The organism is Streptomyces sp. NPDC006925, from assembly GCF_042869575.1.
Classification (GTDB): domain Bacteria; phylum Actinomycetota; class Actinomycetes; order Streptomycetales; family Streptomycetaceae; genus Streptomyces.
The window spans coordinates 230,476-249,699 of the sequence record NZ_JBIAGB010000001.1; the positions used below are offsets into that span (position 1 = coordinate 230,476).

Below are 19,224 nucleotides of genomic sequence, written 5' to 3' on the forward strand. Positions count from 1 at the left end.
CGACGTGCCGCCTCCGCGAGGCCGCCACAGATGAAGGTGACGCAGACCTTAAATGGACTAGACCAGTAGGTCAATAGGTCTGTACCAAAGAACCGACCCGCCGAACCGGCACCCCCGGCTCCGGCGCTACACAGGAAAGGTGACCGGAAGGCGGTCCAGTCGGGTCTCCCAGGTGGAGGCCGTGTCGGTGAGCTCGGCGGGATCGACGGCGGGCCGCAGTCCGGGCAGCCGGTGCACCAGTACCTCCACCGCCGTCTCGATGATGGCCTGCCCGATGGCCTGCCCCGGGCACTCGTGCGGGCCGCTGCTGAACGCCAGGTGGGCCTGGTTTCCGCGGACGGCCGTGCCGGTGCGGGGCCGGATCTCCGGGTCCAGGTTCCCCGGACCCAGCCCGAGGATCAGCAGATCGCCCGCCTTGACCTGCTGGCCGCCCAGTTCGCAGTCGGCGGTGGCGAACCGGCCCGGCAGCACGGCCAACGGCGGGGCGTTCCACATCATCTCCTCGACGATGGCCGTGACGGTCAGCTGCCCGCTCACCAGGTCGGCGAGATGGGAACTGCTGCTGAGCACCGCCTGCAGCACTCGGGCCAGCAGATTGCTGGTGGTGGTGTGAGCCGCGATGAGGACGAGGCGGAGGTGATTCTGTACCTCCTCGTCGTCCAGGCAGGCGGGGTGCTCGATCAGCCCCGTGGCGAAGTCGGGACCGGGTTCGGCCCGCTTGTGCGCCGTCAGATCGGCCAGGACCCGCATGATCCGCTCGTTGTGCTCGACGGCACCCTCACCGCCCCGCATCATCTGAGCGCAGGACGCCACCAGTTGCTCCCCGTCCGACTCGGGCAGTCCGAAGAGCCGGGTGAGTACCAGCATGGGCAGGTACTCGGAGTACTGCGGGACCAGGTCGGCGCGCCCGGTGTGCGCGAAGGCGTCGATCTGCTTGTGTGCGAAGTGCACGACATGGCGGCGTATCCCGCGATTGGCGACCGTCGCCATGCTGTCGGTGACCGCACCGCGCAGCCGCAGGTGGGGCTCCCCGTCCTGGGAGAGGCAGTCGGGGCGCCAGCCCAGCATCGGGATGAGCGGGGACATCTCCTCGATCCGCCCCTCCTGCCAGTCCCGCCATCGTCGCGAGTCCCGGCTGAACTGGCCCGGGTTGTCCAGCGCCCGCCGGTTCTCCCGGTAGCCGAGCACCAGCCAGGCACGCACGTCCCCCTCCAGCAGGACCGGCGCCACCGCCCCGTACTGCTTGCGCAGCCGCGAGTAGGTCGCATACGGATCGGCTGTGGACTCCGCCGCGTACAGCCGGGTCGCCGCACCGGTGTGCCCCACCGGGCAGCCGGCGGGCGGGAGCGGCACCTCCAGGCGCGTACCGTCGTCGGAGGGCTGGGCGTTCATCGGGACTCCAATACGGCGGCGGAGCGTTCCTTGACGTGGCGGATGAGCGTGATCAGCACATCGCGGCTCGACACCCGGTCGCGTGCGTCGCAGTCGACGATCGGGGTGGCGGGCGAGACGGCCAGGGCCTCCCGCACCTCCTCGGCCGGGTGGCGGCGGGCGTCCGGGAAGACGTTGACGGCGATGACGAACGGGACCTCCAGGCGCTCCATCTCCTCGATGGCCCGGAAGCTGGACTGCAGTCGCCGGGTGTCCACCAGGACGACCGCGCCGAGCGCGCCCTTGAACAGTCCGTTCCACAGGAACCAGAACCGCTCCTGGCCCGGTGTGCCGAACAGGTACAGCACGAGCTGCTCGTTCAGGCTGATCCGGCCGAAGTCCAGGCTGACCGTGGTGCTCTTCTTGTCCGCCACGCCGACCAGGTCGTCGACTCCGGCGCTGGCCTGCGTGAGGGTCTCCTCCGTGGTGAGCGGCACGATGTCGCTCACCGATCCGACCATGGTCGTCTTCCCCGTGCCGAAGCCGCCGGCGACCATCACCTTGACCGACCGGCTCCCCTGGTGCAGCGCGTCCGCCCGCTGCGGGAACGCCGGCTGGTCAAAGCCGTTGAAGTCCACTGAGTACCTCCTCGAGAAGCGCGAGGTCGGGACCGGGGTCGCCCGTACCTGCGATCGGATCACGGGCTTCCACCCGGCCTGCCCCCAGCAGATCGGCCACCAGCACCGCGAGGATGTTGAAGGGCAGCCGCAGATGCGCGCCCAGTTCGGCCACCGACAGCGGGTCGCGGCACCAGCGGAGGATGGCGTCGTGCTCGGGCTGGACCCCGGGCTCCGGCGCGGAGCGGGTGACGAGCAGGGTGGCCACGTCGAGAGTCGCCGCTCCCCCGGGGGCACTGCGCCCACCGGTGAGTACGTAGTAGCGCTCCAGCCCGCCCGGGCCCGAGCCCTGCCGCGGCTGGGTCATCCAGGCTGCCCCTGCCGCGGCACCGTCCCGAGGAGGTCTCCCATCCTGCGGGCGCAGTCCCTCATCTGGTGACCGAGCAGACCCTGGTCGAGCCCGGACCTGGCGAGCACGCCCAGGTACGTCTCGGTTCCCGCGCGGACGACGAACAGGTGCCCGCCGTCCACCTCGATCCCGGCGAGCCGGAGCTGGCCGTTCTCCTTGGGGAACTGCTCGGCGACCGGCTGGGCCAGCGACTGCAGGCCCGCGACGATGGCGGCGAACCGGTCTGCGTCGTCCGGGTCCGCGCCGTAGGAGGTGATGGCCTTCCCGTCGGAGGAGGCCACCAGTGCGAAGCGGATCTCCTGGATGCTCTCCGCCAGCTCGCGGAGCGCCCAGCTGAGATCGGTCTGGTGCTGCGTCATGTGGCTAGTCACCCTCTTGTTGGTCATCGAGGCGGTCGTGCCTGTCGGTTGCGGAGCCCGGGCCGCTGCCGGAGACGAAGGCGGCCAGTCCGGCGAACGACTCCTCGGGCGGTACGCCCGGGTCCTCGCCGGCCGGAGCGCGCATGCCATGGCGGACGCCGGGCCCGTCAGCGGACTGCTTGCTCCGCTTGGGCAGACCGCCCGGCGTGGTGCCGCCCGGCAGCGGCTCCTCCTCCGGCGCCTCGTCCGCCGGCGGGCTCACCGGGACCGGATCGGGGCGACGCCGGGGGATGGCGGCCCGCACCGAGGACGGGTCGGGATAGCGGGGCTGGTCGAGGGGCTTGAAGTACTTGTGCGGCACCACCACGACGACGGCGGTGCCGAGCCAAGGCGAGTGGTCGAAGGTGACCGTGATGCCGTACTTGCGCGCGAGGTTGCCCACGACCCGCAGGCCGAGCTGGGCATCCTCGGCCAGTCCGCCCGGACCCGAGCCGACGGCCACCCCGTCCAGCAGCCGCAGCGCCTGGCGCCGCTTCTCCTCCTTGAGCCCGGTCCCGGCGTCCTGGATCTCGATGCCCAGCCCGTTGGGGACCTCCCGGCCGGACACGATCACCGTCTCGGCCGGCGGCGAGTACCGCGTCGCATTGTCCATCAGGTGGGCGAGGATCAGCGTGAGATGGTCGACCAGGCTGCCGTCCACGCCCAGCTCGGGGAGACTGCGCAGCTGCACGCGCTTGTACTCCTTGATGCGCGCCATGCCGCCGCGGGCCACGCTGATCAGCGGCTGGTGGGTCTGCCACTGCCTGCCCGGCCGGTCGGCTCCCCCCAGCACGACGATGCTGGCGGCCAGGCAGTCGGCCGGGCCGATCTCCTGGTCGAGCTGCATCAGGTCGCGCGCCACTGTCGGCAGGTTGCCGTGCACGCCCTGCATCTCGTGCAGCTGGGCCCGGATCTTGCTGGTGTAGACCTGCATCCGACTGCCGATGCTGACCACCGACTGGCGGGCCGAGGTGCTGCGGTCGAACTCCTCCTCGATGGCGATCATGGCGGACCGGAGGATCTTCCGGAAGGTGCCGCGGAACTCCTCGGGCACCTCGGGGTCCTCGGCCAGTGGCCGCAGCAGGTCGTCCATCGCCTCGCCCTGGCGCAGCGCGTCGATGGCGGCCGGCAGGAACTCCTGTGGCAGCCGCAGCAGTTGCACCCGGTGCCGCTCGGTGACGTCGGTCAGGCGCACCTGCAGGGCCGACAGCTCGGTGGTGTACTTCTCCTCCACCGAGGCCAGCCACCGCTCCCACTGCTCCTTGTCCCGCATCGCCTGGTCCCGGTGGCTGCCGACCGCGTGGCGGAACCGGCGTTCGCAGTTCAGCAGGCGCTCGACGCACACGGCCGTGGCCGCGGTGGCCACCGCTCCGGCGATGAGGACCGCCGGCTGCGCCCCGGCCGATCCCGCGACCATCGCGACGGCCGTGGCCACGCATATCGCTACGGGAAGTGCCCACCACACGTACCAGGCAGCGGGCAGCCGGGCTGCGGGTGGGGTCGTGGCAAGTTCCATCTGGGTCCTCAACCAATTGCTCGGACGGGGCGGGTCGGAATCGCTGTTCGGGCGGCCGGATCCGTGACCGGAGGCGGCTGTCGCCGAGTGGTCAGCCGACACTTCCGCCCCCTTTCGGTAAGTGCTCCTGAAGCGATGTGACGGCAGGCCACAGCTCCCGGGAGCGCGCCAACCCGCCGGGAGTCGGGGAGTTTAGCCAGGCATGGGGCCGCCTCGCAGGAGATGCCATGTTCCGCCATAGATCTCGGATTTCCGTTCGAACAGGGCTGCGTGAAATCCGGCTTCCTTCGGCCGCGGCAGCCCCGGCCCCGGAATGCCGCGGCAGCCGACGGGCGATCCGCTCCGACCTGCGGGCGGGCACAGGCGGGGCTCTTCACCCCGCGCGCTGCGGGTGTCATATGCCACCCGCAGTCACCAGCGGAACGGCCGGGATTGTTCGAACAGTTCTCCGCGGCAACGTGTTGATGATTCTTGAACATCTACTCACGTAGGAGTTCTTTTTCTGGTCTACTTTGACTGTCCTGGATCAGTCACATGAGCCAGGCACATACCGCGTACACACCCCGGATGCATCCGACGATTATGGGGAGACTCTCCTGGTACCGGCAGGACGTCCCGCCGGCTGCGCGGCCCACCCCACGAAGCCCGCGACCGGAGGGGCTCTTCTGCCTGCGGACCTGCTTCGGACAGGTCATCGGCGAACATCCGGATCGGCATCCCCACCCGAGGAGTGCGCTGAGCCACCGCAACCGCGCGCGCTTGTCATGCGCGCAGCACCACCGTGGGCGACCCCACGAGCAGGAGGGACTCACCGATGGAACGAAGCGCGACCAGTAGCGAACTGGCAAAAATGATCAAGAGTATGATCAAGAGTTCTACGAGCGACTTCAAACAACGCGAGAAAACCGGCATCACGCGTCGTGACACGGCAGTCCGCCGGGAAGAGCGTCCTCGCCGCACATTCTCCGTGGAAGGCGCGCTGAACCAACCGCCCCGGGAATTCACCGCACTCGACGAGCACGGGGCGGAACGCCTGCGACGACTGGAGGCGAACCTTGCCGTCGTCCAGGAGGACTTTCCCGGGATGGAGACCGGCGTCGACCTGTGCCGGCTCTCGTGCGCGTTACTGGAGGGCGCCTGGCACGAACGCGCCACGGGCCCGGACGCACCGGCGGACGACGGCGCGTGCACCTGTGCCCTCTGCGCCCACTTGCCCGAGCCGCTCCCCCGCGGGCTGGAGGACTACGACTGGCGCAGGAGCGACGGACGGCCACTGAGGGTCAAGACCTGGCCCGAGCGGAAGGAACTCGACAGCGTGCTGACGGGCGGCTGGGTATGGACCCGGAAGATGAACGACTCGGAACGGGACCTCGGCCTCCGCTTCCGGCACCAGGACGACATCCTGGTGCTCCACGAGTACAAGCGCGTCGAGGCGGCGATCGAGGTCTCCGAGAGCGTCCGGCGCGTGCGGCGGGGGCTCGCGCGGGACCGCACGAGCAACGGGGCACGCGCCCTGCTGTGCGGGCTCTACGCCGCCCACAAGCGGTCGGTCGACGAGTACTGGCTCGCACAGCATGTGGCGGGCACGGTCACACTCCCCCAGCGCACGCCGCTCGACAAGCCCTCCTACTCGCTGCTTCAGCTCATGGACTGCCTGTTCTGGCACGTCTCGCCGGACGAGGAACTGTGGCAGGAGGAGCACCTGGCGGCGCTGGTCCTGTGCCGCGTGCTCAACGACATGACCGACGTACGCGCCGACGCGGTCACCGGTGAGGCCAGCAACTTCTGGCTGAGCTCCATGTCCACCCACGACAAGGCGCTCTACGGCGCCTGCGTCGTCGCACTCCTCAAGTACGGGTGCCTGCCGGAGTCCCACGACCTGCGATGGAACTCCTGGCTGATGAACACCACCGTCGTCTGGGAAGGGCTGACAGGCCGGCACGCCCTGTGGTTCGACGGGATCACCGACGGTGTCCCCGCACACGAGGACTGCCTCCTGTGCGGCATCGAACCCAACGCCTGCACCGGTCTGCTGACCGAGGGGGTGGGGCTGGAGGTCGGCGACACCCCGCTGGTGGAGCACCTCGGCGCCGCCGCGGCTGCGCTCTCGGCGCGCTGCCGCCGGGAGCAGCCCGCGGTCTGGCGGCTCTTCGACCGTGAACTGGCCGCCTTCGAGGCGCTGCACGGGGAGTGGCGCGGCAACGTGGGTTCGGTATGGGAGATCCTGCGCCGCACCTACGTCGCCGGCGTCCGGGCCTGCCTGACGGGCGGCCGGGGCGCCCGCGCGGTCCAGACGGACTCCGGGGAGGTGGGTGCGGACCTGTTCCACACGCTGCACCGGCCGCCCGCCTGCAAGGAGGACACGGCTCTGCTCTCCTACATGTTCGGCTGCGCCCATCCGCACTTCCTGTGGAACGCCCAGGGCTACGCGCCGTCCGCGGTCGCCGGCGACTGGCTGGACGGCTGAGCGGCCGGCCTCCGGGCCTCGGAGAACGCGCAGACCGCGGTGCCGGTGGAGGCGGGTGCCGCACACGCCGCCGCCGGTCCGGCGCCGCGCCCGGCAGCCGCTACCCCGTGCCAGGCGCCGCTCCGCACGGTGCCGCGTCCTCCGCCTCCGGAGGGCGGGCGGGTCCGCACAGCACGGCGGGGAACGGAGCCGTGAGCCGGGAGTGGACGGTGCCGATGCTGCCGCCTCCCGTGCCTGGCCCGGCACCGGCGGAGACCAGCCGGGCGTAGCTGATCTCCTCGGTCTCGTCGCGGAGCGCGACGGCGTCCGGAGACCTGCCGGCAGCATCGAGCACCACGCTCCATGCGTTGCCGGGCGGTTGGCCCTGCGCGGGAACCGTTCCACACCTCCACGGCCGCGGGATGCGCGGGCTCGCTCCTTGTGGGATGTCCGCTCCGCCTCCGGGAAAAGCAGAGCGGAGAGGCGAGCGGAAAGGCGTGAAAACGGAGCAGGTTCGGAATCCCGAACCGCCCGGCGCTGATCCTCGGGAACACTCCGGATCGGAAGTGCATCGGGGAACCGCAGCCGCACGGGTCCGTCAACCGTCTGGGCCACTGACATGTGCGGCACGGGCCCGGTCGGAATCCGTGACCGGCCACCGCACCGGTCGGACAGGGAACGCGCTCCTCCGTTTCCGGGTGGAGCGCGTCCGCTCCAAGAAACCTCCGATGTTCACCGGGCGGGGGCAGCCGGGCGACCCAGTCGACCATCGCGGCGGCACCGAGCAGCGTGGTATAGGAATTTTCGATCCGGACCCAGCACCGAAGGAGCGACCAGACACATGGCGAGCCGCCCGCGGCACTCCCTGCGCCAGGCATTACGGCATCTGGCTGTCCTGCGGGAGCGGAATTTCCGCATCTTCTTCATTGGTTACACCACTTCGATGCTCGGCACCGCCATGGCGACGGTCGCGCTCGCGTTCGCCGTCCTGGAGGCCACCGGCTCGCTCTCCGACCTCAGCTTCGTGATGGCTGCGCGCATCGTGCCGCTCGTCGCCCTCCTGCTGGGCGGAGGAGTCCTCGGCGACCGGCTGCCCCGCCGCCTGATCATGCTGTGCTCCGACTGGCTGCGCGCATTGACCCAGGGTGCGTTGGCAGTCCTGCTCCTGACCGGATCGGTCCGGCTGTGGCAACTCCTCCTGCTGGCCGCGCTCGGCGGCGTCGGCGAAGCCTTCTTCAAGCCCTCCTTCGACGGACTGGTGCCGCACGTGGTCTCCCCCGCGCGGCTGCCGGACGCCAACACCATGATCGGCCTGGGCAACTCGGTGGCCGGCGTGGCGGGCCCCGCACTCGCGGGGGTACTGGTGACGCTGGCCTCCCCCGCCACGGTGCTGATGGTGGACGCCGGAACCTACGCCTTGTGCGCCCTGTTCCTGATGCGGCTGCACGTCCCTCCGTCGCGGGCGGCGGTCGTCGGCACCGGCGTGCTGCGCGAACTGCGCGACGGCTGGGGGGTGTTCACCGCGCACCGGTGGCTGTGGACGGTGACGCTGCAGTTCACCATGTTCAACTTCGTGGTCTGGGCGCCGTATCTGGTGCTCGGACCGGCCGCCGCGGACGAGAGTTACTCCGGAGCCGGCTCGTGGGGCGCGATCGTGGCGGTCTACGGCCTCGGCTCCGTCCTCGGCGGGCTGCTCCTGCTCGGCCGGCGGCCCTCGCGACCACTACTGGTCACCACCCTGGTCACAGTGCTGTGGGCGGCCCCCTCCGCCGCGCTGGCCGCCGGGGCGCCGCTCGGCGTGGTGTGCGCCGGTGCGCTTTGCGCGGGGGTGGCCAACTCGGTCTTCAACGCCTTGTGGATGACGACCATTCAGCAGTACGTGCCGCGTGAGGCGCTCTCCCGGGTGATGTCGTACGTGTCGTTCGGTGCCTACTCCATCGGCCCGCTCGGCCTTGCACTGGCCGGACCACTGGCGGAGCGTACGAGCATCTCGACAGTGCTGGCCGTCGGGGTCTGCTGGCAGGTGGCCGCCAATGCCTTCGTCCTCTCCCTGCCGTCCGTGCGCGGAGTGCGGCTGATCAGCGCGAAAGGTAGCGCACCGCCCGCAAAGCCCGCCCGGGAGCCCACACCCCAGGGCGGACCCCCGGCCTGACCGTGCGCTTCCGGGCGGCCGGACGAAGTCCGCCTCCCCTCCCGCGGGGGCCCGGTCGGAGGCCAGAGCAACTCCGTGCCGCCGTCGACGGCGAGCACCTGCCCGGTGATGTACGGCGCGTCGGCGAAGTGCAGGCAGACACCGGCGACATTCTCCGGGGTGCCGACGCGCCCCAGCGGGATGGCCCCGGACGCCTTCTCGAACCGCTCCTGCTTGTCGTCGAAGACGTCGAACCACGGGGTGTCCGTCATCCCCGGGGCCACAGCGTTGACCCGGATGTCGGGAGCCAGCGCTTTGGCGAGGATGCGGGTCAGGTGATTGACCGCCGCCTTGCTCACCGCATACGGGACGGAACTGCCGCCGGGGCGCAGTCCGGCGACCGACGACACGTTGACGACGCAGCCCCCGCCTCGCGTCCGTCGGAGGCTTTTCTCGGCGGCTGTGACCACGTTCCAGACGCCGAGCACGTTCACGTCGAGGATCCAGCGCCACACGGCACTGTCGGCGGCAGCCAGATCGTCCAGCGGAATATGGGCGGTGACTCCCGCGCAGTTCACCAGGACATCCAGTCCGCCGCATTCCTGCTCGGTGCGGGCCACCAGTCTCCGCGCCTCGTTCTCGTCGGCGACATCCGCGCCTATGTAGCGGGCGCCGGGAAGTTCTTCGGCCAGTTTCTCACCGGCCCCGGTCGAGCTGCTCGAATTGACGACGACACGCATCCCGCTTTCCGTCAGACGGCGGGCCACGGCAGCGCCGATCCCGGAGGAAGAGCCGGTGATCAATGCGATTCGACGTTCCTTCTCCATCTGCTGCCAGTCTCCTCCGCCGCGCGCCGCATGGAATGTGCGCAGGACCCTAACGGGGCTCCGGGGAAAGGAAGGGTGGAATTCCGGCCCCCCTCGGGAACGCGACCGGGGGCCGCTGCGGGCGCGGGAGCCGTCTCAGGAGGTGCGGCCAATGGTGCCCGGCCGCAGCCCCCGAGGTGCGGGGGCTCACCGGGAAGGGAACGGCTGCGCCCAGGGCTCGTCCTCCAGCAGCAGTCCGTTGGCCAGGCAGCTGATGGTCCGGTACCAGCCGATCAGCACGAGGAGCTCCAACAGTTGCACGTCCTCGAAGTGGGCCCGCAGCGCGGTCCAGGCGGGCTCGGTCAGCCGTGCCGTCTCGTGCAGTTCGTCGACGGCGTCCAACAGCGCCGCCTGCCGGGGTGTGAAGACCGGATCGGCCGCCGCGCCGGGGTCGACGGTGGCACGCAACTGCTCGGGGCCGAGTCCGGCCTGCCGGGCGAGGGTTGCGGCGTGCACACCCCACTCGTAGGCGCAGTCCGCACGTGCCGTCACCCGCGCGATGACGAGCTCCCGGTCGACGGCGGGCAGCGAGCCGTGGCCGAGCAGACCGGCGCCCAGCGCGAACATCCGGGAGGCGAGCGCGGGGTTGCGGTGCAGCACCCGGAAGAGCGCGAGGGGCTCGTGCGGCACTCCCGGGGGCATCCAGCGATCCAGTGCCCCGGCGATGTCGGCGGGGTACGGAGGAGTGAGCGGTTCGATGCGCGGCACAGCGCCTCCCTGCTTCGATTTTCGAACCACTATGCTGCTTCGACAGCCGAAGCACAAGAGAAGGGAGCCAGGAGTGGACACGGGAGCCGCAACCCCCCGGCCCGGCGCACCGGTCCGCGGATCCGCGTCGGGCCGCCCGATCATGGCCGCCCTCGATCTGCTCGGACGCCGCTGGACCATGCGCATCGTCTGGGAACTCAGCCAGGCCCCGGCCGGCTTCCGGGAGCTCCAGCGCCGGTGCGAGCGGATGTCCTCCAGCGTGCTGAGCACCCGGCTGGAGGAGCTGGCCCAAGCCCGGCTGCTCACCCTGCGGGACGACGGCTACCACCTGACGCCGCTCGGCGAGGAACTCGTCGACGCCCTCCGCCCGCTGGGCGACTGGAGCCGGCGGTGGGCGGACGCAGCGGACGCCTGAGGCCGTGCACACGACAGGCGGGCCCCGCACGACCGGGGAGGCCACGGCCGGTCACCCCGGTGTTCCCCGGCAGCCGTCACCGCCCCGGGAGCCGCCCGCGGCGCAGCTCCCGGGGCGGTGACGGGCCGCCAGAAGGCGGGGCGGATCATGCAGTTGGATGGTCAGCAGGATGCCGGACGGTTCTTCCGGCGTCCGGAGTTGCGCAGAGGGGCGGCGAAAGCTCATGAGGCTCTGTTTCCTGGTGGAGGAGCGGTACCGGGAGGACGGCATGCCGATGGCGGTCATCCGCCGGCTCAGGGCCTGGGGGCACTGTGTGGACGTGCTGCGGCCGGGCGTCTCACTGATCCGGGTCTCGGAGGACATCCGGGCCGGCAGCCACGACGCCTGGATCCTCAAGACCGTGCCGCACGGCCCCGGCCTGACGCTGCTGGAAGCCGCCGCCGCGGTGGGGCTCACCACGGTCAACGACGCGCGTTCGGTCCGCGGTGTGCGGGACAAGGCCCTCGCCGCGGCGGTGGGCCGCAGCCGCGGACTGCCGGTGCCGGTCACCTACACGGTGGCCCGGCCGGAGTCCCTGGGAGAGATCCCCTCTTCCGAGTTCCCCCTGGTGGTCAAACCCGCCGACGGAAGCGCGGGCCGGGCCGTCCGGCTGGTGGCCTCGCCCGAACTGCTGCCGCGGCTGTGCGGCGAGCTGGCCGGTGAAGGGCTGCTGATCGCCCAGCCGTACGTGCCCAACTCCGGTACGGACCTGAAGGTGTACTGCGTCGGCGGAGAGATGTTCGCCACCCAACGGTGTTCGCCGCTGCACCCCGAGCTGTCGGTGCCCGAGCAGCAAGTGCCGCTGAGCGCGGAGGTGGCCGCTCTCGCCGCCGAGACAGGAAGCGTGTACGGACTCGACCTGTACGGCGTGGACGTGCTGCTCGGCCCCGAGGGCCCGGTCGTCGTCGATGTGAACGACTTCCCGAGTTTCCGCCAGGTACCCGAGGCGACGGCACGGGTGGCGCACGCGATCCTCGCCCTGGCGCACGCGGGGAGCGCCAGGCGTCCCCAGGCAGTGCTGCCGACGCCACCCGGCGGGGCGTCGGGACCGACCCCGGCCGCGTCACAGGTCGCCGCCGGGGTCGGGGAACCCCGGTGAGGGTCGTTCTGATCACCCCGCGGCCCGATCATCCGCTGCTCGCCTCCGCGACGGCCCTGCTGCGTCCCGACCACCAGGTGGAGGTGATCGACCCGACGACCGCGGAGGCCGCTCAGCAGTCCGCCGAACCGGAACGCCCGCTCGCCGACGTCTACCTGCTCAAGGCCCGCACCCCGCGCGCACTCGCCCTGGCTCACGCCCTGGAGCGGCACGGTGCGGTGGTGGTGAACTCCGCCGCGGCGACCGCACGATGCCAGGACCGGACGCGGATGGCCGGGCTCGCCCACCGGGCCGGGTTGCCGTTCGTGCCGGGCCGGACGGTGGGCGCGCTGCGGGAACTGGCCGGACTGCAGCCGACGCGCCCGCTCGTCGTCAAGAGCCGGTACAGCAGGCGCGGCGACCTCGTCGCCCGCGTCGACGGTGCCCGGGAGATCCGGGCACTGTGCGGCATATGGGGCTCCGAACCGGTCGTGGTGCAGCCGTTCGCGGCGAACGACGGCTGGGACCGCAAGATCTGGGTGATCTCCGGGCAGCTCTTCGCGGGACTGCGCCGCTCGGAGCTGGCCGAGGACGGACCCGCGGGCCGCGAGCCGGCCGAGCCCCTCGCACCCGGCGACCTGCCGCACGACTGGTACGACCTCGCGCTGCGGACGGGTGCGGCCTTCGGCCTGGAGGTGTACGGACTCGACCTCGTCGACGGCGGCGTGGGCCCGCTGATCGTGGACATCAACGCGTTCCCCGGGATCCGCGGCCAGGTGGAGGCACCGCGCGCGCTCGCCGAACTCGTCCTGCGGAAGGGTGCCGCCGCACGGAGCGCCACCAGCGCCGAACGCAGCCCCGGACGGTGAACGGCGGCGCCGGGCGCGTACCGCGGTGCCCCCGCGGCCGGAGGCAGGGGCACCGGCCGCGCGCTCAGACCAGCGGCGACCAGTCGGGGCGGCGCCCCAGGTAGCGGAGCAGTTCGCCGCTCGGCCCTTCCGCGGCCGGAGCCCCCGCCGGATCGGCTGCGGGCTCCAACTCGGGTGCGTAGGCGCCGAAGTTCCGCAGCGGTTCGACGATCTGCCGGGCGGCCGGCAGCAGGTGCCCGGCCAGGTCCGCGGTCAGCGGCGAGGGCCGCCCGAGCGCGACCGCGATGTCCCAGGCGTGCACGGCCGCGTCGAGTGCACAGGCTCCCAGACCGAGAGCGGGGGACATCGTGTTGGGCGGTACCGGCACCCGCACCTCCTCCGCGTCGGCGGGCACGTCCGCCCAGGCGGCGGCCGCCGTGGTGAGGGCCGACTCCAGCAGCGCCCCGGGCTCGTCGCCGAGCTCGCCGGAGGGTGCGAAGGGGTCCTCGGTCGGACCGGGACCTCCGGTCAGGAAGGCGGCGAAGGCGAGCTGGTCGCCCACCGCGTGCTGCAGGACCTGGGCCACGTCCCACTTCTCGCAGGGTGTCGGCAGCCGCAGGCCCGCCGCGTCGACCCCGCGCACCGCCGCGCGCAGCGCCTGGTGTGCCTGCTCCAGCACGAGTCTTCCGGTCACGGTCTTCTCCATCCGTTCGTAGTTCACAGGCTCTTCGAGTTCACAGACCGTTCGGGGGGTTCACAGTTTTCCGAAGAACGCCGCGAGGTCCTCGGCCAGCGCCTCGGGGGCGACGTGGTGCAGGTAGTGGGTGGGTTCCGGGTGGACCGTCCAGGACCGGATGTCGCCGTGGTCGCGCTCGGCGAACCGGCGGATTCCGTAGAAGTCGCCCACGGAGCCGGACAGCGCGAGCGGCACCGTCGTCCGGCCCTCCGGCCGGGGCGCCTTGGCATTCTCGTAGTACAGCCGGAGCGCGGATCCCGCAGTCCCGGTGAACCAGTGGATCGCGGCGTTGGCCAGCACGAAGTCGTCGTCGAGCTCCTCGCCCAGCAACTGGTCCAGCCAGCCCAGCAGTCCCGCGGGCGAGTCCAGCAGCGCATGCGCGAGCGTCTGCGGCTGCTGCGCGTGCACCTGGTTGAAGGCCGACTTGTGCTCCATGAACCAGTTCAGGTTCTCGAGTGCCTGCCGCTCCTCGTCGGTCAGTCCGGTCAGTTCGTCAGGATCACCCGAGGGGAAGGAGAAGACCTGGGTGACGTGGGTGCCCACGACGCGCTCCGGGGCGGCCCTGCCCACCTCGACGGAGATCATCGACCCCGCGTCGTTGCCCGCCGCGCCGTACCGTCCGTAGCCGAGCCGCCGCATCAGGGTGTCCCAGGCGCGGGCGATCCGCCGGTTGTCCCAGCCCTCCTCGGTGGTCGGACCCGAGAAGCCGAAGCCGGGGATGGACGGGATCACCAGGTGGAAGCCGCCCGCGGTGAGGGGGGCGACGATGTTCTCGAACTCCACGACCGAGCCCGGCCACCCGTGGGTCAGCAGCAGCGGCAGCGCGTCGGCGTGTTCGGAGCGGATGTGCAGGAAGTGCACCCGCTGCCCGTCGATCCGGGTGGTGAACTGCGGGTGGCGGTTGAGCCGCTCCTCCTGGGCCCGCCAGTCGTAGCCGTGGCGCCAGTACTCCACCAGGTGCCGGACCCGGTCGGTCGTCACACCGTGGTCCGGGCCGGGGGCCGGGTCGGCGAACCTGGTCGCCGCGAGCCGTGCGGCGAGAGCGTCCGTCTCGCTCTTGGGGATCTCGATCCGGAAGCGCCGTATCGCAGTGTCCTCGCGCGTGTCCTCGCTCATGGGTTCCATCATTCCGCCTGCTCCGACCTGGAACAACGCCCGATCGCAGCACGACCGTGATGCCGGACGAAACGATCACCGGGGCGCGGCTGCGGGCCCGTCGGCCAGCCAGCCGGCCGCCCACGCGAACGCGGCGGCCTCGTCCACGAACGACCGCCCGAGCGCGTTCCGCGTCGCGGCGGCCCACACCGGACGGATCGGCATCGACGGCAGCCCCAGCAGCGGCAGCACGACGACACCGGGGCGGTGGTAGGCGTCGAGCAGTGAGCTGAACGTCAGGTGCACGAGACGCTGTTCGGCGACCAGCGGCAGCACGTCCTCGATGTAGCGCGAGTCGGGTCGCCGGAACGAGAGCTTCCGCCCCGCGGGTGTGACGGCCGGGGCCCAGGCGTCCCCGTACCACTTCGGCAGGCTGGGGTAGATCAGTTCGTACTCGGCCAGATCCTCCACGTGCACCGCCGCGCCCCCGGCGAGCGGGTGGTCGACGGCCATCATCACCGCACGGGGCGTGCGCTGCAGCACCGGTTCGACCACCAGTTCGGGGAGCGGTGCCGACTCCACCGGCATCCAGGTCACGAACACGTCGACGGGCCAGCGCCCCTCCTCGCCGATCCAGTCGAACAGGTCCACTGTCGGATGGGCCGACTGCACGATCCGGGCGGCCGGAAACCTGTCCTCGAACGCTTCGACGAGCGCCGGAGGCACCTTCTCGGGAAGGGTGGTGGAGAAGCCCACCCGCAGCACCTTGCCGCCCTGCCCGGCGGCCTCCCGCACCTCGGCGACCGCCTGCTCGATCCGGATGTACGCCGCCCGCAGCTCGGCGAACAGGTGCTCGCCCGAGGGGGTCAGCCGCACCCGCCTGCTCGTCCGTTCGAAGAGCGGGGTCCCCGCCCGGCGCTCCACGGTACGGACGAGGTTGCTCACCCGCGACGTCGAGAGTGTCAGCCGCTCCGCCGCCCGGCCGAAGTGCAGCTCCTCGGCCACTGCCAGGAATGCCTCGATCTCCCGCATCTCCAGACCCATTCAGCCAACGCCCCCCGAATCGCCGCACGTCCGAACCGGCATGCTAATCCGGTCTCCCGGGAAAGCGGATGCGATTGCGGCGTTCGCCCACGACCGGGCGTGTACGGCCTCCTGGTGCGCGCGGCTCCGCAGCTCCTCGAAGCGCGGCCCGCCGGCCCGCGCCGGTGGGGTGCGGCGTCGTCCCGTTGCCGCGCGGACGGCGCACCGGGACCGCCCGTCAGCCGACGGCGTGCGGGCCGGACCCCGTGTGCAGACGGTGGTGCAGGGCTCGTACCTCGTCGAGGAGTTCGGGCACCGGCCCCTCCACCACGGCGTCCGGCACCACCTGGGTGACCGGCAGGGCGGCGACCGGTGCGGCGGGGATGCCCCATGCGGCGAGCCAGTCGGCCAGTTGCGCACCGGAGGCCACGTAGACGATCCGCCCGAGGCCCACCCAACCGTGGGCGGCGGCACACATGGCGCAGTGCTCGCCCGAGGTGTAGACGGTGGCCGCGGCCCGCTCCGCGGGGGTCAGATGCTCCGCGGCCCAGCGGGCGAGGGCGAACTCGGGGTGCTGGGTGCGGTCACCGGAGGCCACCTGGTTGCGGCCCTCCCCCAGCACGGTGCCGTCTCCTCCGACCAGCACGGAGCCGAAGGGCTCGTCGCCCGCTTCCAGTGACTCCGCCGCGAGGTCCACGCAGCGCCGCAGGTGTCGAAGGTCTATGTCGTTCGTCACGCGGCCACCTTAGCGATCGTCCTGCTTGGTGATCGTCCCGTCCCGCCGGGCCGCCGGGCCCGGCAGGGGCATGTCCGGGTGCGGCCGCAGGCGCCGGTCGCCCGCAGGATTCCCGCCGATGCATTGACGGCCATTCACTCGACCCCCAGCATGAATACAACCATGCAGAACCGGTCGGGCGGCTGCGGGAAGAGCCGTCCGGACCGGTGGAGGAAAGGTGCGGCGGATGGCGGGAGTGGTGGAGCGGCGTTCGATCGACGTCGTCCCGGACGCGGAGCGACACGGCAGGGCATTCAGCCAGTTCACCCTCTGGCTGGGTGCCAACCTCCAGATCACCGCGGTGGTGACCGGCGCCCTCGCCGTCGTCTTCGGGGCCCCGGCCTTCTGGGCGGTGGCCGGTCTGCTGCTCGGCAACCTGCTCGGCGGAGCGGTCATGGCGCTGCACTCCGCGCAGGGGCCCCGGCTGGGACTGCCGCAGATGATCTCCAGCCGGGCCCAGTTCGGGGTGCGGGGCGCGGTGGTCCCGCTGGCCCTGGTCGTCGTGATGTACATCGGCTTCTTCGCCAGCGGCAGCGTGCTGGCGGGCCAGGCGGTCGGCGAGCTGACGCACCTCGGCGACACCCCGGGCATCGTGCTGTTCGCCACCGTCACCGCCGTGGCCGCGGCCGTCGGATACCGGATCATCCACGCGCTGGGCAGGGTGGCGAGCCTGGTGTGCGCTCTGGCCTTCGTCTTCCTCGGCGTCCGCCTGCTGGAGCGCGCGGACCTGTCCGGACTGCTGGCCGAACGGGCCTTCTCCTTCCCCCTCTTCCTGCTGGCGGTCTCGCTCTCCGCCTCCTGGCAACTGGCCTTCGGCCCGTACGTCGCCGACTACTCGCGCTACCTGCCGCGTTCGACCTCGGCCCGCGCCACGTTCTGGTGGACGCTGGGTGGTTCGGTGCTCGGCTCCCAGTGGTCCATGACCTTCGGCGCCCTGGCCGCAGCGGCTGCCGGTCCGGCGTTCGTCGGGCACGAGGTGAGCTACGTCGTGGGCCTGGGCGGCGCCGGCCTCACGGCCTCGCTGCTCTACTTCGTCATCGCACTGGGGAAGCTGACCATCAACGTCCTCAACACCTACGGCGGATTCATGTCGATGGTGACCGGCGTCAGCGGCTTCCGGGGGCAGCGCGAGCTGGGGCCGCGAGCCCGGGCCGGGTACATCGCCGTCATCATGGCCGCCGGCACGGCGGTGGCACTGGCCGGGAAGGACGGCTTCCTGACCTCCTTCAAGGACTTCCTGCTCTTCCTGCTCACCGCGTTCACACCGTGGTCGGCCATCAACCTGGTGGACTACTACCTGATCGCCAGGGAGCGCTACGACCTGCCGGCGCTCAGCGACCCGCACGGGCGGTACGGCGCGTGGCGCTGGAGGGCCCTCACCGTCTACGGCGCCGGGCTCTGCGTGCAGTTCCCCTTCCTGGCCACGCACTTCTACACCGGACCGCTGGTGGATCCGCTCGGCGGCGCGGACATCTCCTGGCTGGTGGGACTCGCCGTGCCCGCTGCCCTGTACTGGCTGCTGTGCCGCAACGACACGGCGCACATCCCGGAGCGGACCGTCCTGGCCCCGCCCGGCGACCGCGGCCCCGCGCCGGAGGCCGCACCGGTGGCCGCACAGCCGCCCGGGTGAGGAGCGGCCCGCGCGCCCGCCGCGGACGCCGCCCGCGGCAGCCGGGCCGGTGCTTCGTACCGGGCTGCGCGGCGGTGCTCCGGACGTCTCCGCAGGGGACGAAGCAGCCGGTCAGCCGGGGGGCGGGGGATCCGGATTGCGGATTGCCCGCCGGAGCGGAGCATGGAGAGGAAGGGCGGGGCGGGTGGGGGCCGCGCCGCGTGGCCGCCGCCCGGCCCGCGGGGGATCCGGCCGCCCGGTGAAAGGACCACTCCATGCCCGTGATCACCACACGCGACGACGTCGAGATCTTCTACAAGGACTGGGGACGGGGACGGCCGGTGGTCTTCATCCACGGCTGGCCGCTGGCCGGGGATGCCTGGCAGGACCAGCTCAAGGCGGTGGCGGACGCGGGCTACCGCGGCATCGCGCACGACCGCCGCGGCCACGGGCACTCCACCCCGGTGTGGGACGGATACGACTTCGACACCTTCGCCGACGACCTCGACGACCTGGTCACCGGGCTGGACCTGCGCGAGGTCACCCTCGTCGCACACTCGATGGGCGGCGGCGAACTGGCCCGCTACATCGGCCGGCACGGCACCTCCAGGATCCGCTCGGCGGTCCTGCTCTCGGCCATCCCACCGGTGATGATCAAGTCGGCGGACAACCCGGAGGGAGTGCCGGACGAGGTCTTCCAGCAGATCAAGAACGGCATCCTCACCGAGCGCTCGCAGTTCTGGAAGGACACCTCCGAGCAGTTCTTCTCCGCCGACCGGCCGGGCACCAGGGCCACGCAGGGCAACCGGGACGCCTTCTGGTACATGGCGATGGCCGAGACCGTCGAGGGCGGCGTGCGGTGTGTGGACGCGTTCGCCTACACCGACTTCACCGAGGACCTGCAGCGGTTCGACGTGCCGACCCTCGTCGTCCACGGCGACGACGACCAGGTGGTCCCGATCGAGGCCACCGGGCGCAAGTCCGCGAAGATCGTGCCGAACGCGGAACTGAAGGTCTACGAAGGCGGCAGCCACGGCATGGCCCTGGTACCGGGCCACAAGGAGAAGTTCAACGCGGACCTGCTCGACTTCCTCCGACGCTGAGCAGCCGCGCCCCGTACGGGCCGCCGCCCCGGTCCCGCCGG

At 71.5% G+C, this 19,224-nt stretch carries 18 protein-coding genes and 1 pseudogene; 7 read left to right on the forward strand and 12 right to left on the reverse strand.

Annotated features, from left to right (window positions below):
• Positions 1 to 126: 126 nt before the first annotated feature.
• From ACFYNS_RS01070 to ACFYNS_RS01090, 5 genes are read right to left on the reverse strand one after another with little or no spacing between them, the layout of a single operon-like run.
• Positions 127 to 1,392 (reverse strand): cytochrome P450, encoded by a 1,266-nt coding sequence (locus tag ACFYNS_RS01070; protein ID WP_388599913.1) that lies wholly within the window; start codon positions 1,390 to 1,392, stop codon positions 127 to 129.
• Positions 1,389 to 2,009 carry an ATP/GTP-binding protein gene (locus ACFYNS_RS01075; protein WP_360298760.1) on the reverse strand — a complete coding sequence of 207 codons (621 nt, stop codon included), beginning with the start codon at positions 2,007 to 2,009 and terminating at the stop codon, positions 1,389 to 1,391. The genes ACFYNS_RS01070 and ACFYNS_RS01075 overlap by 4 nt, the downstream gene beginning before the upstream one ends.
• On the reverse strand, positions 1,990 to 2,355 hold the full coding sequence (locus ACFYNS_RS01080; RefSeq protein WP_360298763.1) for a DUF742 domain-containing protein: 366 nt from the start codon (positions 2,353 to 2,355) through the stop codon (positions 1,990 to 1,992). The genes ACFYNS_RS01075 and ACFYNS_RS01080 overlap by 20 nt, the downstream gene beginning before the upstream one ends.
• Entirely contained in the window at positions 2,352 to 2,756 is a 405-nt protein-coding gene (locus ACFYNS_RS01085) for a roadblock/LC7 domain-containing protein (RefSeq protein ID WP_074999516.1), read from the reverse strand. Before ACFYNS_RS01085 ends, ACFYNS_RS01080 begins: the two co-directional genes overlap by 4 nt.
• A gap of 4 nt (positions 2,757 to 2,760) precedes the next feature.
• Complete coding sequence (locus ACFYNS_RS01090) at positions 2,761 to 4,311, reverse strand: ATP-binding protein (RefSeq protein ID WP_360298766.1); 1,551 nt, start codon at positions 4,309 to 4,311, stop codon at positions 2,761 to 2,763.
• A gap of 967 nt (positions 4,312 to 5,278) precedes the next feature.
• Here ACFYNS_RS01090 and ACFYNS_RS01095 point away from each other — a divergent pair.
• Positions 5,279 to 6,778, forward strand: a complete 1,500-nt coding sequence (locus ACFYNS_RS01095) for a hypothetical protein (protein WP_360298769.1) — start codon at positions 5,279 to 5,281, stop codon at positions 6,776 to 6,778.
• A 100-nt stretch (positions 6,779 to 6,878) separates the two neighbouring features.
• On the opposite strand, the gene ACFYNS_RS01100 is transcribed toward ACFYNS_RS01095, so the two are convergent.
• On the reverse strand, positions 6,879 to 7,112 hold the full coding sequence (locus tag ACFYNS_RS01100) for a hypothetical protein (RefSeq protein ID WP_360298772.1): 234 nt from the start codon (positions 7,110 to 7,112) through the stop codon (positions 6,879 to 6,881).
• Positions 7,113 to 7,598: 486 nt separating this feature from the next.
• On the opposite strand from ACFYNS_RS01100, the gene ACFYNS_RS01105 reads away from it, so the two are divergent.
• Positions 7,599 to 8,909, forward strand: coding sequence for an MFS transporter (locus ACFYNS_RS01105; RefSeq protein WP_360298775.1), 1,311 nt, complete (start codon positions 7,599 to 7,601; stop codon positions 8,907 to 8,909).
• 86 nt (positions 8,910 to 8,995) lie between these two features.
• On the opposite strand, the pseudogene ACFYNS_RS01110 reads toward ACFYNS_RS01105, so the two are convergent.
• Positions 8,996 to 9,715, reverse strand: a pseudogene (locus ACFYNS_RS01110) (SDR family NAD(P)-dependent oxidoreductase); the annotation flags it as partial.
• A 186-nt stretch (positions 9,716 to 9,901) separates the two neighbouring features.
• Positions 9,902 to 10,462 carry a carboxymuconolactone decarboxylase family protein gene (locus ACFYNS_RS01115; RefSeq protein ID WP_360298778.1) on the reverse strand — a complete coding sequence of 187 codons (561 nt, stop codon included), beginning with the start codon at positions 10,460 to 10,462 and terminating at the stop codon, positions 9,902 to 9,904.
• Positions 10,463 to 10,604: 142 nt separating this feature from the next.
• Here ACFYNS_RS01115 and ACFYNS_RS01120 point away from each other — a divergent pair, with 142 nt between their 5' ends.
• The 3 genes from ACFYNS_RS01120 to ACFYNS_RS01130 all read left to right on the forward strand — a co-directional run bounded on the left by ACFYNS_RS01120 (position 10,605) and on the right by ACFYNS_RS01130 (position 12,863).
• Complete coding sequence (locus ACFYNS_RS01120; RefSeq protein ID WP_388600277.1) at positions 10,605 to 10,877, forward strand: winged helix-turn-helix transcriptional regulator; 273 nt, start codon at positions 10,605 to 10,607, stop codon at positions 10,875 to 10,877.
• A 223-nt stretch (positions 10,878 to 11,100) separates the two neighbouring features.
• On the forward strand, positions 11,101 to 12,015 hold the full coding sequence (locus ACFYNS_RS01125; RefSeq protein ID WP_388599916.1) for a RimK family alpha-L-glutamate ligase: 915 nt from the start codon (positions 11,101 to 11,103) through the stop codon (positions 12,013 to 12,015).
• Positions 12,012 to 12,863 (forward strand): RimK family alpha-L-glutamate ligase, encoded by an 852-nt coding sequence (locus tag ACFYNS_RS01130; protein ID WP_388599918.1) that lies wholly within the window; start codon positions 12,012 to 12,014, stop codon positions 12,861 to 12,863. Before ACFYNS_RS01125 ends, ACFYNS_RS01130 begins: the two co-directional genes overlap by 4 nt.
• Before the next feature lie 64 nt (positions 12,864 to 12,927).
• Here ACFYNS_RS01130 and ACFYNS_RS01135 read toward each other — a convergent pair whose 3' ends face one another.
• From ACFYNS_RS01135 to ACFYNS_RS01150, 4 genes are all read right to left on the reverse strand, one after another.
• A complete protein-coding gene (locus ACFYNS_RS01135; protein WP_360302713.1) occupies positions 12,928 to 13,536 on the reverse strand; it encodes a TIGR03086 family metal-binding protein in 609 nt (202 codons plus the stop codon).
• A 60-nt stretch (positions 13,537 to 13,596) separates the two neighbouring features.
• A complete protein-coding gene (locus ACFYNS_RS01140) occupies positions 13,597 to 14,694 on the reverse strand; it encodes an alpha/beta fold hydrolase (RefSeq protein ID WP_388599921.1) in 1,098 nt (365 codons plus the stop codon).
• Positions 14,695 to 14,769: 75 nt separating this feature from the next.
• The gene (locus ACFYNS_RS01145) at positions 14,770 to 15,717 is read right to left on the reverse strand and encodes a LysR family transcriptional regulator (protein WP_388599923.1); all 948 of its coding nucleotides are present in this window, start codon (positions 15,715 to 15,717) and stop codon (positions 14,770 to 14,772) included.
• 217 nt (positions 15,718 to 15,934) lie between these two features.
• A complete protein-coding gene (locus tag ACFYNS_RS01150; RefSeq protein WP_360302705.1) occupies positions 15,935 to 16,432 on the reverse strand; it encodes a nucleoside deaminase in 498 nt (165 codons plus the stop codon).
• A 226-nt stretch (positions 16,433 to 16,658) separates the two neighbouring features.
• On the opposite strand from ACFYNS_RS01150, the gene ACFYNS_RS01155 reads away from it, so the two are divergent.
• Positions 16,659 to 18,101, forward strand: coding sequence for a cytosine permease (locus ACFYNS_RS01155; RefSeq protein ID WP_360302703.1), 1,443 nt, complete (start codon positions 16,659 to 16,661; stop codon positions 18,099 to 18,101).
• 254 nt (positions 18,102 to 18,355) lie between these two features.
• Positions 18,356 to 19,183 carry an alpha/beta hydrolase gene (locus ACFYNS_RS01160; RefSeq protein ID WP_360302700.1) on the forward strand — a complete coding sequence of 276 codons (828 nt, stop codon included), beginning with the start codon at positions 18,356 to 18,358 and terminating at the stop codon, positions 19,181 to 19,183.
• Positions 19,184 to 19,224 lie beyond the last annotated feature (41 nt).